General features: G+C 60.9%; 17 protein-coding genes and 1 riboswitch. Of the genes, 3 read left to right on the top strand and 14 right to left on the bottom strand.

What is annotated here, in order from left to right; genetic code table 11:
- The 3 genes from CKW19_RS25460 to CKW19_RS25450 form a co-directional block, all read left to right on the top strand.
- On the top strand, window positions 1–120 hold a 120-nt coding region (locus CKW19_RS25460; protein ID WP_141228961.1), incomplete at its 5' end, for a transposase.
- A gap of 232 nt (window positions 121–352) precedes the next feature.
- Entirely contained in the window at window positions 353–835 is a 483-nt protein-coding gene (locus CKW19_RS25455; protein WP_095060879.1) for a hypothetical protein, read from the top strand.
- A 146-nt stretch (window positions 836–981) separates the two neighbouring features.
- Complete coding sequence (locus CKW19_RS25450) at window positions 982–2,250, top strand: OmpP1/FadL family transporter (protein WP_095060877.1); 1,269 nt, start codon at window positions 982–984, stop codon at window positions 2,248–2,250.
- A 90-nt stretch (window positions 2,251–2,340) separates the two neighbouring features.
- Here CKW19_RS25450 and CKW19_RS25445 read toward each other — a convergent pair whose 3' ends face one another.
- From CKW19_RS25445 to cobO, 14 genes are all read right to left on the bottom strand, one after another.
- Window positions 2,341–2,892 carry a glutathione peroxidase gene (locus CKW19_RS25445; RefSeq protein ID WP_095060875.1) on the bottom strand — a complete coding sequence of 184 codons (552 nt, stop codon included), beginning with the start codon at window positions 2,890–2,892 and terminating at the stop codon, window positions 2,341–2,343.
- A 56-nt stretch (window positions 2,893–2,948) separates the two neighbouring features.
- Complete coding sequence (locus tag CKW19_RS29260; protein WP_256580384.1) at window positions 2,949–3,071, bottom strand: hypothetical protein; 123 nt, start codon at window positions 3,069–3,071, stop codon at window positions 2,949–2,951.
- Entirely contained in the window at window positions 3,068–4,276 is a 1,209-nt protein-coding gene (locus CKW19_RS25440) for an MFS transporter (RefSeq protein ID WP_095060873.1), read from the bottom strand. The genes CKW19_RS29260 and CKW19_RS25440 overlap by 4 nt, the downstream gene beginning before the upstream one ends.
- Window positions 4,277–4,327: 51 nt before the next feature.
- On the bottom strand, window positions 4,328–4,732 hold the full coding sequence (locus CKW19_RS25435) for a MarR family winged helix-turn-helix transcriptional regulator (protein ID WP_095060871.1): 405 nt from the start codon (window positions 4,730–4,732) through the stop codon (window positions 4,328–4,330).
- A 118-nt stretch (window positions 4,733–4,850) separates the two neighbouring features.
- The gene (locus tag CKW19_RS25430; RefSeq protein ID WP_095060869.1) at window positions 4,851–5,582 is read right to left on the bottom strand and encodes an adenosylcobinamide-GDP ribazoletransferase; all 732 of its coding nucleotides are present in this window, start codon (window positions 5,580–5,582) and stop codon (window positions 4,851–4,853) included.
- A gap of 2 nt (window positions 5,583–5,584) precedes the next feature.
- Window positions 5,585–6,160 carry an alpha-ribazole phosphatase family protein gene (gene cobC / locus CKW19_RS25425; protein WP_095060867.1) on the bottom strand — a complete coding sequence of 192 codons (576 nt, stop codon included), beginning with the start codon at window positions 6,158–6,160 and terminating at the stop codon, window positions 5,585–5,587.
- Window positions 6,157–7,212 (bottom strand): nicotinate-nucleotide--dimethylbenzimidazole phosphoribosyltransferase, encoded by a 1,056-nt coding sequence (gene cobT, locus CKW19_RS25420; RefSeq protein WP_095060865.1) that lies wholly within the window; start codon window positions 7,210–7,212, stop codon window positions 6,157–6,159. The genes cobC and cobT overlap by 4 nt, the downstream gene beginning before the upstream one ends.
- A complete protein-coding gene (cobU, locus tag CKW19_RS25415) occupies window positions 7,209–7,730 on the bottom strand; it encodes a bifunctional adenosylcobinamide kinase/adenosylcobinamide-phosphate guanylyltransferase (RefSeq protein WP_095060863.1) in 522 nt (173 codons plus the stop codon). Before cobU ends, cobT begins: the two co-directional genes overlap by 4 nt.
- 123 nt (window positions 7,731–7,853) lie before the next feature.
- On the bottom strand, window positions 7,854–9,305 hold the full coding sequence (locus CKW19_RS25410) for a cobyric acid synthase (RefSeq protein ID WP_095060861.1): 1,452 nt from the start codon (window positions 9,303–9,305) through the stop codon (window positions 7,854–7,856).
- Window positions 9,302–10,294 carry a threonine-phosphate decarboxylase CobD gene (gene cobD / locus CKW19_RS25405; protein WP_095060859.1) on the bottom strand — a complete coding sequence of 331 codons (993 nt, stop codon included), beginning with the start codon at window positions 10,292–10,294 and terminating at the stop codon, window positions 9,302–9,304. The genes CKW19_RS25410 and cobD overlap by 4 nt, the downstream gene beginning before the upstream one ends.
- A complete protein-coding gene (gene cbiB, locus CKW19_RS25400; protein ID WP_095060857.1) occupies window positions 10,287–11,195 on the bottom strand; it encodes an adenosylcobinamide-phosphate synthase CbiB in 909 nt (302 codons plus the stop codon). The genes cobD and cbiB overlap by 8 nt, the downstream gene beginning before the upstream one ends.
- Window positions 11,192–11,842, bottom strand: coding sequence for a 5,6-dimethylbenzimidazole synthase (gene bluB, locus CKW19_RS25395; protein ID WP_095060855.1), 651 nt, complete (start codon window positions 11,840–11,842; stop codon window positions 11,192–11,194). The genes cbiB and bluB overlap by 4 nt, the downstream gene beginning before the upstream one ends.
- On the bottom strand, window positions 11,839–13,221 hold the full coding sequence (locus CKW19_RS25390) for a cobyrinate a,c-diamide synthase (RefSeq protein WP_095060853.1): 1,383 nt from the start codon (window positions 13,219–13,221) through the stop codon (window positions 11,839–11,841). The genes bluB and CKW19_RS25390 overlap by 4 nt, the downstream gene beginning before the upstream one ends.
- Entirely contained in the window at window positions 13,218–13,829 is a 612-nt protein-coding gene (cobO, locus tag CKW19_RS25385; RefSeq protein WP_095060851.1) for a cob(I)yrinic acid a,c-diamide adenosyltransferase, read from the bottom strand. The genes CKW19_RS25390 and cobO overlap by 4 nt, the downstream gene beginning before the upstream one ends.
- Window positions 13,830–13,910: 81 nt before the next feature.
- Window positions 13,911–14,144, bottom strand: a riboswitch (cobalamin riboswitch).
- Window positions 14,145–14,192: the final 48 nt, after the last annotated feature.

The raw sequence follows: 14,192 nt of genomic DNA, 5'->3' as shown, positions 1-14,192 counted from the left end.
ACGGGTCAGCTGGAAGGGATAAACAATCGAATAAAGGTCATCAAGCGGATGGCGTACGGTTACCGGGATAGCGAATTCTTTTTCATGAAGATCAAGAGCGTCTTTCCCGGTAATCCGTGAAGAACCTTTTTATTGCCCGATGTTTCCCTTTTTTAAGGTTCAGGCTAAGCACAAACCGGTATAACGGTTATAACTCGCAGCCAGAAATATTTTAAAAACAGGCCTTTACAGCGCGAATATGACACTACACTTCAACTCAAGCGGCTTGACCCGCTTGCGGCGAGCCTGAGTCGATTCACTGCTGCCAAAGCCCTTCAGGCATCGCCGTCCATATTGAGGTTTCGAGGGTTTTATGGGTATCGCTGCCAGCGAACTGTGCCGTTATGTCATTCGTCCCACCCTGATTTATCTGGGACGTCATAGCGCTACTGCCGAATCCCTGCTGCTGGGCATCGCCGCCAGCCAGTCCGCCCTGGGATCCGCCCTTCATGACCGCCGCGGACACGGCCTGTACCGTATCGCCGAACCTCGCCACCAGGCCCTTTGGGACCATTACCTGGCACTGGACCCGGAGCGTGCAAGCCTGGTCCGCGGACTGGCCAGCCAACACGCCTTTCTCAGTGGTCCGCACCTCGAATTGACCGTCAACCTGCGTTACGCCACTGCCATCGCTTGGCTGCTGGTAGAAGAACAGAACACTCCCCTCCCCGCCGCTGACGATTTGTTGGGTATGGCCAGAATCTGGCGCCAGACATTTCAACCCCAAGGTCGTCTGCGTGATTTCACCTGCGCCTGGCAAACTTGTGTTTCACCCATGAATCAGGTTGCCTGCTGAAAAATCCTGTATCCAAAATTCGCGCAACGCGCCGCCATTTGGTCGGATTGTCCTACAAAACCGCTCTAAATCAAGCATTACAGCCTATGGCGCTGGGACGAAAATGTTGGTAATTTTCGCCCCGGTGATCACCAGGAGTTCTAATAATGAAAAAAGTAATGCTCAAAACCACCCTTAGCCTCGCCGCTGCCATGGCATCCACCCAGATCTTTGCGAGTGGCTTTGCCATCAACGAACAAAGCATCAGCGGGATGGGTACAGGTTTTGCCGGGCGATCTTCCGTTGCCGATGATGCATCCACTATTTTTGGTAACCCTGCCGGCATGTCTCGCCTCAAGCGCGAACAAGTCACCGGCGGTGTTGCAATGCTCGACGCGCATACCGATATCAGCGACGCCAGCTCCTCTCCGAAAAGCGGCAGCAACGATGGCGACATGGTTCCATTCATCGCTGTCCCTATGGGCTACTACGTCAAGCCAATCGATGACCAGTGGGCCGTCGGCGTAGGCATTTACGCTCCGTTCGGCCTGGTGACCGATTACGAGAACGGCTTTGCCGGCCGTTACTTCGGCACCAACAGCGAAGTCAAAGTCGTCACCATCCAGCCGACCGTCAGCTACGCCTTCAACGACAAGGTATCGATCGGTTTCGGTCCGACCATCAACCGCATCGAAGGCACCCTGGAATCGGATATCTCGCTGCACCCACGCTTTGCGGACGGTAACGTCAAGATCAAGGGTGACGACACCGCGCTGGGCTACAACATCGGCATCCTGGTTCAAGCCACCGACAGCACCCGCGTCGGCCTGACCTATCACTCGAAAGTGAAGTACACGCTCGAAGGTGACACCAAGGTCAACTACGGCTTCCTGACCAACCTGCGCCAGAACCCGAACCAGAAGTACGATGCTTCGCTGGACGTGACCACGCCTGAGTCGGTTGACTTCTCGGTTACCCATCAGCTTGACGACCAGTGGACCCTCTACGCCGGCAGCACCTGGACTCGCTGGAGCCGCCTGAAAGAAATCAGCGTCGAGAACAGTGGCGTACCAGCTGGCTTGCAACCTGCGTTCGGTACCATCACCGAAGAGCAGAACTGGCACGACACCTGGGCTCATGCCATCGGTGCTTCCTACCAGATTGACAAGCAATGGGTCCTGCGTACCGGTTTCTCCGTTGACCAGTCACCGACCAACAACGAAAACCGCTCCCCACGCATCCCGACTGGCGACCGCAAGATTTTCAGCCTGGGCGCTGGCTGGAGCCCGACCGACGACCTGACCATCGACGTGGCGTACTCGTACCTGGTTGAAGAAGACGTCAAGGTCAACAACGACAACGACCGCCAAACCTACAACGCCAAGTATGAAAACTCGGCCAACGGTTTCGGTGTCGGTGCGACCTACCGCTTCTGATAATTCCCGGCGAGCCTGAACGGCTCGCCGCCGGATTCAAAAAAAGCCCCGCTCTCTTGCACAGAGGCGGGGCTTTTTAGCGGGCGCTTATCAGGGTTTCGACGCCAGGGCTTTCTCCACCGCAGCGATGAACTCCGGATCATCAGGCTTGGTCAGGCTGGAAAAGCTGGCGACGACCTTGCCCTGGCGATCGACCACGTATTTGTAGAAATTCCACTTCGGCGCGCTGCTCTGTTCGGCAAGCACCTTGAACAGATGTGTCGCCTCGTCGCCACGAACCTTTTGCGGCTCGGTCATGGTGAAGGTCACGCCGTAGTTCACGTAGCAGACCTTGGCGGTTTCGGCGCCGTCGCCGGCCTCCTGCTTGAAGTCATTGGACGGCACGCCGATCACTTCCAGGCCTTGATCCTTGAAACGCTGGCTCAGCGCCTCAAGGCTTTTGAATTGCGGGGCAAAGCCACAGAAGCTCGCGGTATTGACCACCACCAGCGGCTTGCCGGCGAAGCGTTCGCACAAGTCGATCGTTTCCTTGGCCCGAAGCTTGGGTAGCGAGCCTTGCAAAAGCTCAGGGCAACTTGCCGCTTGAGCCCACCCGGTAAATGCGACCAGTAACGCGGGAACTGCCAGCCAGCGTATCGGCATATCGGGATATCCTTGAGAAGTCGTCAGCGGTGGAAGTTACTCGCCCTCACAACCGGCTAGCAAGTCCCCATGCCCAACTGCATCAAGGCCAACCCACCCTGCTGCCAGCCCCACCACACGGCGGCGAGCAGCAACGCGCAAACAGCAATAATCGTGATGCGTGGCCAAAGGCTGTTCATGTCGCACTCATTCGGGTTTGAAGACGCTCTACCGGCCGCTCACGCACCGGCCAGTTCAAGGCGGCGGCCAACAGACTCAGAAGAATCGCCACCTGCCAGATCAAGTCATAGCTCCCCATGCGGTCGTACACCACCCCGCCCAACCAGCCGCCGAGGAACGAGCCGAGCTGGTGAAACAGGAAAACAATCCCACCGAGCATGGACAGGTTTCGCACGCCAAACAAGGTGGCGACCGTACCGTTAGTCAACGGCACCGTCGACAACCACAAGAACCCCATGGCCATGCCGAACAGATAGGCGCTGGTGGTCGTCACCGGTGCCCAAAGAAACAGTGCGATGACCACCGCCCGCAACAGATACAACCCCGTGAGCAAACGGGGTTTGGACATACGTCCGCCGAGCCAGCCGGCGGTGTAGGTTCCGAAAATGTTGAACAGGCCGATCAACGCCAACACCGTGGTGCCGACTGTCGCCGGAAGGTGCTGATCCACCAGATAGGCCGGCAAATGCACGCCGATAAACACCACCTGAAATCCGCACACGAAGAAGCCGAACGCCAGCAACCAGAAACCGGAATGTGAACAGGCCTCACACAACGCCTCGCCCAGGGTTTGTTCGTGCCCGAGCACTGGCAAAGGCTTGTCCTTGAGCATCGTCACCAACGGTACGATCAGCGCGATCAACAGACCCAGCGCCAGCAAGGCTGCCGACCAACCCAGCCAGCCGATCAAACCCAAGGTGCCGGGCAACATGGCGAACTGGCCGAACGAGCCCGCAGCACTGGCGATGCCCATGCCCATGCTGCGTTTCTCTGGCGGTACCGCGCGGCCGACCACGCCCAGAATCACCGAGAACGATGTACCGGACAGACCCATCCCGATCAACAGGCCCGCGCTCAGGGATAAGGTCATCGGCGAGTCGGAAAGCCCCATGCACATCAGCCCTGCCGCGTACAGGACGCCACCGATCAGCACCACTTTCGCTGCACCAAAACGGTCGGCCAACGCACCGGTAAAGGGTTGGGCCAGGCCCCAAATCAGGTTTTGCAAGGCGATGGCAAAGGCAAAGACCTCACGCCCCCAGCCGAACTCGGCGCTCATCGGCGCCAAAAACAGCCCGAAACCGTGACGAACGCCCAGAGACAACGCAAGGATCAGCGCACTCCCCAACAAAACCCAACCGCACGTACGCCACATCGATGTCATCTTATTCTCCGGTAGCGGGTATATACCCGCTTGAGGTCGGAAAAACCGGCATCACGCCAGTTCATCCAGCAGTTTCAGCAAGATTTCCCGTTTCTCGGCACCCAGGCGATCAATCAACCGCTGTTGCGCCGCCTCCCAGGCCGGCAAGGCCGCTTTCAGGCGCTCGGCGCCTGTGTCGGTGAGCAGAACGATGCGATTGCGCATGTCCTCACCCTCGACCAGCGTCACCAGGCCTTCGCCCTCCAGCACGCGCAAATTGCGTCCCAGGGTGCTGCGATCGAGGCCCATCGCTTCGGCCAGCACGGAGATACTCGGCTGATTCAGGCGTTGCAGATTGCACAGCAAAGAATACTGCGCAACGTTGATCCCGAAGCCGTCGAGAGCGCCGTCGTAGTGCCTGCTGACGCCACGGGCGGCACGACGCAGGTTGGTGCATAAACATTGGGAGTCGAGCATAGTGCGTGTATATACCCGCGAGTCGGTTAAATCAAGTTACATGGATTCTTTTCTGTGACTGGGGTGGAGCTTGGTCGATCGCCATCGCGAGCAAGCTCGCTCCTACAGTTGATCGCAATCAGACCAGCGCCAAGCCTGCCAGCACTGCAACTTCCAGCAACTCCAGCATTGCGCCCGCTGTGTCACCGGTCGTCCCGCCCAGGCGCCGCAGCATCACCTGACGCAACCAGACAAAACCCAACGTCGCCAGCACCACCGCCACCACGCCGTTCAACCCGGCGATCAACACGCAGACCACCGCGCTGAGTGCCAAAACCCGCTTGCCCGCAGAGCGCGGAAGATGATCAGCCAACGCTTGCCCCAGACCACCAGGCCGCACGTAAGGCGTCGTCAGAAATATGCCCAGCAACGCACTGCGACCGATCAATGGAACAATCAGCAACGCCAGCGCCTGTTGCTGTTCGATCAATGCCAGCAGCGCCGCGAACTTGAGCAGCAACACCAACACCAACGTGACGACCGCAATCGGCCCGCTGCGGGGGTCTTTCATGATGGTCAAGGTGCGCTCGCGGTCGCCGAAACCACCGAGCCAGGCATCGGCGCTATCTGCCAGACCATCCAGATGCAGTGCACCACTGAGCAAGACCCAAACGGTGAGCAACAGCGCCGCATGCAGCAACAGCGGCGTTCCGAGCAGCAACCCGTTCAGCGCCCAAAGAATCGCACCGAACAACAACCCCACCAGCGGGTAAAACAGCAATGACCGTCCCAACGCCTGAGGCACAGGCATGCCCGGCAAGCGAATCGGCAGGCTGCTGAGGAATTGCAGGGCGATCCAGAATGGCAACATGGTCAGACGACTTCCCTTAACACGCCACCGGACGTCACCGTCAGCGAGAACAACGCACCATGCCCGACCTCAACGTTGAGCAGTTGCTCACGCGGCAAGCCACGCGCCTGGGCCAGCAACAAACGCATGACGCCGCCATGACTGATCAGCAACACGCGCTCGCCAGCGTATGAAACCTGTAGCCGCGCCACCGCCGTCAGCACTCGCCTGGAAAAATCCGCGACCGGCTCACCTTGAGGCGGCGTAAACGCATAAGGATCGGCCCAGAACCGGCCCAGACCCTCTGCATCGGTTTCCATCAACACCGCAGCGCTTTGCCCTTCCCAGTCACCGAAATGCAGCTCTTGCAGGTCTTTGTCCAGGCTCACGGGCACAGACAGTTGCGCACCGAGTTCTTGCGCGAATCGCGCACAACGCTGCAACGGCGAACTGACCAGGCGATCCCAGGGTCGTTGCTCGACCACTGCCGCACGCATCTGCGCCCAGCCCTTGTCGGTCAGCGCATCGTCGAGGCTGCCGCGCAGGCCACCGCCCAGTTCGGTTTCACCGTGACGCAACAGATCCAGGCGCAGGGTCATACCGGACGATCCGCCACAGCCGCTTCGGCGAAGGTCGCCATCTGCCCGTGGAGGTCGCATGCCAGACGCAACAACGGAACTGCCAGCGCGGCCCCACTGCCCTCACCCAGACGCAGGCCGAGGTCGAGCAGCGGTTCAGCGTGCAGGGTTTCCAGTACATGCCGATGACCCGGCTCGGCGCCGCGATGACCGAACAACAGCCATGGGCGACACTGCGGGTTCAAGCGCACCGCGACCAGCGCCGCGACGCTGCAAATGAAGCCGTCCACCAGCACCGCGATTCCTTCCTGGGCACAAGCCAGATAAGCGCCCACCAGCGCGGCAATCTCAAAACCACCCAGATTGAACAGCGTCTGCAACGCATCGCCCCGCTGTGCCCCGTGTATCGCTAAAGCGCGCTCGATAACCTGCGCCTTGTGGCTGACACCGGCGGCATTCAGTCCGGTTCCCGGCCCGGTCAAATGCGCCACCGCGCAATCGAGCAATGCACACGCCAACGCACTGGCGGCGGTGGTGTTGCCGATGCCCATTTCACCGCCGATAAACAGTTGCGTGCCTGCTGCTTTGGCCCGTTGCGCGCTGTCGCGACCGGCCTGCAAAGCGAGTTCGCCCTGAGCCACGGTCATCGCCGGACCCTGTACGAAGTTCGACGTGCCAGGACCGATGTTCAGGTGCCGCACACCCGGCAGACTGAGTGATGGCGTAATCGTGCCGAGATCGACCACTTCGAGGGAAGCACCCAACTGCCGCGCCAATACGCTGATCGCCGCGCCACCACTGACAAAGTTGTGCAGCATCTGCCCGGTGACTTCCTGAGGGAACGCCGAAACCCCTTCGGCGACCACGCCATGATCACCGGCAAAAATCGCGATCCACAGCTGATCCAGACTCGGCTTGACCTGCCCCTGCAGACCCGCCAGCTGTATCGCCACCGACTCCAGTTGACCGAGGGAACCGGCCGGTTTGGTCAGTTGCTGCTGTCGCGCTTGCGCCTGCTCGAGTGCTTGCGCATCGACAGGTTTGCAGGGGTTCAGCCACCAGGCGTGGGTCATAACGCAGTTCCTTTCAAAGTCAGGGGCAGGCCGGCGACGGTGAGGATGACGCGGTCACAGCGCTCGGCCAGGGCTTGATGCAGCCAACCGGCTTCATCGACATAACGGCGAGTCAATTCGCCCAGCGGCACGACGCCCATCCCGGTCTCGTTGCTGACAAAAATGATTTCCCCCGGCAACGATGCCAGGCAGTCCAGCAAGGACTCACGCTCGGCGCCTAAACGCTCGACATCGTCCTGCATCAGCAGATTGGTCAGCCACAAGGTCAGGCAATCCACCAGCAGGCAACGCTCGGCGCTCGCGTTCTCACGCAGCACCCGCGCCAGTTCCAGCGGTTCTTCGATCAACGCCCATTCGACGGGACGACGGGCGCGGTGATGGGCCACGCGATCGCTCATTTCCCCGTCCAGCGGTTGGCTGGTGGCGATGTAGGTCACGGCCAGCGCGCTGTCGGTGGCGAGTTTTTCTGCCAGGCGACTCTTGCCGGAGCGAGCGCCGCCGAGGATCAGTTGGAGCATGGTTTTTTTCCTAGAATCTTCGTTGAGGCGACTTCAGTCATCGCGAGCAGGCTCGCTCCCACAGGGTTATGTGGTGTTCTCTGCGGGAGCGGGCTTAGCCGCGATGAGGCCTTGAAAGGCATCTCAAATCCCGCAGAGCCGACGCAGTAATTCGGTATCCAGATGCGTCTCCACCAGGTCCGCCAGCCGCTCGATATCCCGCTCACGCAAGCCGTGGTAATCCACCTCCTGCACATCCTGCAAACCCGCCCAACGCAACAGTGCGCTGCACGCTGCCGGCGACTCGAACAGGCCGTGCAGATAAGTGCCGAAAACCTGCCCGTCGATACTTTGCGCACCGTCGCAACGACCGTCATCCAGCAACACCGCCGCATTTTCCAGCGCGGGGCCGGTGGTCACGCCTGCATGAATTTCATAACCCGTCACCGGCGCATCTTCCAACGCCAGACGACCACGCACATTGCGTAGTTGCTTGTGCTCTTCGAGCACGGTTTCGAACGCCAGCAATCCCAAGCCTGCGCTGGAACCCGGGGCGCCTTCGAGCCCCAGTGGGTCGTGCACGTGCTCACCGAGCATTTGCAGACCGCCGCAAATCCCCAAGACCTTGCCGCCGTAACGCAGATGCCGGGCGATGGCACTTTCCCAGCCATTGGCACGCAGAAACGCCAAATCGCTGCGCACACTTTTCGAACCGGGAAGGATGATCAGGTCGGCCGGTGGCATCGCCTGGCCCGGGCCGATGAATTGCAGATCGACTTGCGGATGCAGACGCAAGGGATCGAAATCGGTGTGATTGCTGATGCGCGGCAGTACCGGCACCACCACTTTCAGCACTTGCTCAGCCTTGTCGGTCTGGCGCTGATCGATGCCGTCCTCGGCTTCCAGGTGCAGGTCCATCACGTAGGGCAGGACGCCAATCACCGGTTTTCCGGTCCGCTCTTCCAGCCAGTCGAGCCCCGGTTGCAACAGGGCAATGTCGCCACGAAAACGGTTGATGATGAAGCCTTTGATGCGCGCCTGTTCGCTCGGTGACAGCAGTTCCAGCGTGCCCACCAGATGCGCGAAGACCCCGCCGCGATTGATGTCGGCAATCAGCAGCACCGGGCAATCCACCGCTTCGGCAAAGCCCATATTGGCGATGTCGCCGGCCCGCAGATTGATCTCGGCCGGGGAGCCCGCGCCTTCGACCATCACCACCGGATACGCCGCGCTCAACCGTTCGTGGGACGCCAGCACCGCTTGCATGGCGATGGTTTTGTAGTCGTGATAGGCGACGGCATTCATGCTTGTGATGGCGCGACCATGAATGATCACCTGCGCGCCGGTGTCGCTGTTCGGCTTGAGCAGCACGGGGTTCATGTCGGTGTGTGGTTCAAGATTAGCCGCCTGGGCCTGCACCGCCTGCGCACGACCGATCTCGCCACCGTCGGCGGTCACCGCACTGTTGAGTGCCATGTTCTGCGGTTTGAACGGCACCACGCTGACACCTTGACGGGTGACCCAGCGGCACAGCGCGGTTACCAACGTACTTTTACCGGCGTCCGAGGTGGTGCCCTGCACCATCAACGTCGTCATGGGTTTTCCTTGGCGAAAGCTTCGAGTGCAGCGGCCAGGCGTGCGAAATCGGCTTCGGCGCCCGGCAAGCCGAAACGCAGGCTGCTGTTGTGTGTGAACAGACGCAGCAGAATGCCGCGCCGGGCCATGAATTCATAAAGGACTTCGGCACGATCAGTGATCAGCCACTGGAACAAGGCGCAGCCGCCCTGAGGGTTGAATCCGTGTTGCTTCAGCAGCGAGGCCAGGCGCTCACTGGCCACTTCGGCGCGTGCCCGCTGGCGCGCATGGCCTTCGGTATCACGCAAGCATGCCTGCCCTATTGTTCGCGTCGGCCCGCTCACCGCCCACGGCCCTACTTGTTCGGCGAGCAATTTGAGCAACTTGCGCTCCGCCAGGACGAAACCCAATCGCACCCCGGCCAGACCGAAAAACTTGCCGAAGGAACGCAGCACGATCAATCCGACCTGATGGGCAAACGGCGCGAGGCTCAGCTGCGGTGTGTTGTCCATGAACGCCTCATCCACTACCAGCCAGCCACCGCGCTGGGCCAGCCGCGCGTGCCAGTCGAGCAAGCGATCAGGCGTCAGGTTCAACCCCGTGGGATTGTTTGGATTGACCACCACCAGCACGTCGAAACTGTCGATAAAGAAGTCGACTTCCTGTTCCACCACTTCGCGCACGATGTAGCCGTTGCGACGCCACGCTTCGGCATGTTCGGCATAACACGGTGACAGCACGCCGACTTTGCCTGCGCGACGCAAACGCGGCAGCAGCTGGATGGCCATTTGCGACCCGGCCACTGGCAATGCCTGCAATGTGCCGTAGTAATCACAGGCAGCGTGCTCCAGACCGTCGTCGGCTTCCGGCAGCCGCGCCCAGGCCCGCATTGGAATCTCCGGCACCGGAAACGGCCAAGGCGCCAGACCGGTCGACAGGTCCAGCCACTCACCTTCGTCTATGCAATATTCGAGCGCGGCCTTGCGCAATCTTCCACCGTGCTCAAGCATAAAATTCGGCCCCAATGCAGAGAATCAGCAACCATAACCATACCCCGCGCTGGACCAATTGCCAGCCTCGGTCGATGGAGTCGGCGTCCGCTGGCGGGCCTTCGCCCAGTTGAGGACGCTGATGCAGTTCACCGTGATAAATCGCCGCCCCGCCCAACTCGACACCCAGCGCTCCTGCCCCTGCCGCCATCACCGGACCGGCATTCGGGCTGTCCCAGGTCGGGCCCTGAAGGCGCCAGCACTTCAGCGCCAGCCGGGTTTTGCCCAGCAACGCGTAGGTCAATGCCACCAACCTTGCGGGAATGTAATTAAGCACATCGTCGATCTTCGCCGCCGCCCAGCCAAAACGCTCAAAGCGTTCATTACGATAGCCCCACATCGCATCCAGCGTGTTGCTCAAACGGTAGAGCACCACGCCGGGAGCACCGGCCACGGCAAACCAGAACAGCGCCGCGAACACCGCGTCGCTACCGTTCTCCAGTACCGATTCGGTGGCGGCGCGGGCGACTGCGGTTTTATCCAGATCGCTGGTCTGACGGCTGACCAGATAGCCCACGCGTTTGCGTGCTTCCTCTAGATCATCACTGCGCAGCGCCTTGGCCACGGGCTCGACATGTTCACCGAGGCTGCGCATGCCGAGTGCGCAATACAGCGCGAGAATCTCGACGATCCAGCCGACATAAGGCGCCCAGGAAAATGCAGTCGCCAACAAGGTCAGCGGCAACACGGCGATCACCCACGCCGTGACGCCATGGCTGCGCCAGCCGCGACCTTCACCGTTGAAACGTTGTTCGATGCGGTCGGCAAAACGGCCGAACGCCACCAGCGGATGCCAGCGTTTGGGTTCACCCAGCAGCGCATCCAGCGCAACCGCGGCGACACTCAACAACGCCACACTCATTGACTCACTCCCCAATAATTTTCATACAACAGTTCACTCAGCGGACGCGCCTGCGCCCAGCCTTCGAGCACCAGCATCGGCGCCGGATAAAATGCCTCGACCGGCCCCAGGCACAGCACCGCCAGCGGCTTCGCACCCGCCGGCAACTGCAACAAATCCGCCAGGGCTTGTGGCTCGAACAGCGACACCCAACCCATGCCCAGTCCTTCGGCGCGGGATGCCAGCCACAGGTTCTGGATCGCGCAGGACAACGAAGCCATGTCCATTTCCGGCAACGTGCGCCGACCGAAAACATGGCGCTCTCGATCCTCCGTCAGCGCGGCGACCAGCACCTCGGCACAATCGTTGATGCCTTCGACCTTGAGTTTCATGAACTCGTCGCTGCGCTCACCGAGGGCTTCGGCGGTGCGGATGCGCTCTTCTTCCACCAGTTGCTGAATCTGTCCGCGCAAGGCCCGATCGCTGATACGGATAAAGCGCCACGGCTGCATCAGCCCCACGCTGGGCGCCTGATGCGCGGCTTCGAGCAGACGTCGGAGCAGTTCTGGCTCGACCGTGCCACCGCTGAAGTGACGCATGTCGCGACGTTCGGCGATGGCGCGGTAGACCGCTGCGCGCTCGGTTTCGGAGAAGGTGTTGTCAGTCATGACCGCTTCGCTGGCAAGCCAGTTCCTACAGGATTGAGGTGGTCCCTTGTAGGAGCTGGCTTGCCAGCGAAGGCGTCCTGAAGGTCGGGCGCAAAAAGCGCGGCAATCGCTGAGGGATTGGACGGAAAATAAAAGTGCACATAAGAAGCAGTCATCCGCCCCTCACGATAAACCGCCTCGGCCCCTCGCCCGCCGTTAGGGCTCAAGCCCCGGGCAATCGGCGTCAGCTCAGTGGTGGTCAGCGAGTGATGATACGTGTGTCCGCGCAACGACCCTTCCGGCAGCTCGACCGCTTGCAACGCCAGCGCGGCCAGGCGTTTTTGCATCACCGCATCACCGGCCAGCAAGCCAACCAGTTCGGCGCGAACACCGTCGACATCGGTCAACGAATCGAGCAGATAAAGCATGCCGCCACACTCGGCGAGCAATGGCTTGCCTGCCCCGTGGTGTGCACGGATCGCGTCAAGCATCGCGGTGTTTTTCGACAGCGCAACATGGTGCAATTCCGGATAACCGCCCGGCAGATAGAGACTGTCTACCTCCGGCAACACGCTATCGCGGATCGGCGAGAAGAATGACAACTCGGCGCCCATCGCCCGCAACAGGTCCAGGCTCGCGCCGTAGGTGAACGCAAAAGCTTCGTCCCGGGCCACGGCGATACGCACACCGGCCAGCAACGGTTCGACGTCAATCACGTCCGGCGCCGCGAACGCCACTGCGGGCGGCAGCGCCACCTCGCAACTGCTGGCCAAGGCATCGGCGGCCGCATCGAGGCGCACATCGAGATCGTTCAATTCACTGGCCTGCACCAGACCGAGGTGCCGACTCGGCAATTCGATTCCGGTTTCCCGGGACAAGGCGCCGTACCAACGCAGTCCCTCGGTCAGGCTACCTTCGAGCAACTGCGCATGGCGCAACGTACCGACGCGGTTGGCCAGCACACCGGCAAACGGCAAGTCCGGCTGATAACGCGCCAGCCCCAACGCCAATGCGCCGAAGGTCTGGGCCATGGCGGTGCCGTCAATGACGCCCAGCACCGGCACACCGAAGTGCCGCGCCAGATCCGCACTGGACGGCGTTCCGTCAAATAAACCCATGACGCCTTCGATCAGGATCAGGTCGGCTTCGCCGGCGGCTTCCCACAACAGACGGCGACTTTCCTGCTCGCCCACCATCCACATGTCCAGTTGATACACCGGCGCACCACTGGCACGCTCGAGAATCATCGGGTCGAGAAAGTCTGGCCCGCATTTGAACACGCGAACCTTGCGCCCCTGGTTGCGATGCAAACGGGCGAGCGCGGCGGTGACGGTGGTCTTGCCCTGACCGGAGGCCGGCGCGGCGATCAGTACCGCCGGGCAATGACGTGGTTGATTCACAGCTCGACGCCTTTCTGCGCTTTGATGCCGGCCTGGAAGGCGTGCTTGAGCATGCCCATTTCGGTGGCGGTGTCGGCCATCTCGATCATTTCCGGCTTGGCGGCGCGGCCCGTGACGATCACATGCTGCATCGGCGGCCGCGCCTGCAAATCGCTGAGCACCTGATCGAGGTCAAGGTAGCCATGCTTGAGGGCGATGTTCAATTCATCGAGCACCACCAGGCCGACGGACGGATCGCGCAGCAGTTCGCGGGACACTTCCCAGGCCGCTTCGGCGGCGGCGATGTCGCGCTGGCGATCCTGGGTTTCCCAGGTAAAGCCCTCGCCCATCACATGGAAACGCACTTGCTCCGGGAAACGGCGGAAGAACAACTCTTCGCCCGTGCTGTTACGCCCCTTGATGAACTGCACCACACCGCATTGCATGCCGTGGCCCATGGCGCGCGCGAGCATGCCGAACGCCGAACTGCTCTTGCCTTTGCCGTTACCGGTCAGCACCAGCAACAGGCCGCATTCATTCGGGGAATTGGCGATGCGTTCGTCGATCACCGCTTTTTTGCGCTGCATGCGCGCCAGGTGGCGTTCGTCACGATCGGGGGTGTCAGTCATGGGGAAGCTCTCCGTTGAGGCGGGAATAACGGCGGGCAGGCACAAAAAAAGAAGGCAACAAGCCTGGCATCGCCCACCGTGATGCCGTTGAATGAATCAGGCCGGTCTCCGGGCTCATGAGCGGTTTGCACCCGACTGCGCGCCTTCCCATATCGACCCTCGATACAGTGGCTCAAAGCTCAGTCTTCACTCATTTACCGTTGCGGGGGCAGCGCCGGGATCATGACCTTCAACAGTTTGAAGAGCTCATTCACCGGCTTCCCTGTTTCACTCTGTCGACCCAAGCCACAGAGCACCTGAAACAAGCCGCGAAGGTTAGAGGGTTGGGGGTGGAGCGTCAATTAAAGCCGGGACGTCGGATGG

Origin of the sequence: Pseudomonas sp. Irchel s3f7 (genome assembly GCF_900187615.1) — a bacterium.
In the GTDB taxonomy this organism is placed as follows: domain Bacteria; phylum Pseudomonadota; class Gammaproteobacteria; order Pseudomonadales; family Pseudomonadaceae; genus Aquipseudomonas.
The sequence above is the reverse complement of the archived record's forward strand: the minus strand, read 5'-3'. Positions and strand labels throughout refer to the sequence as shown.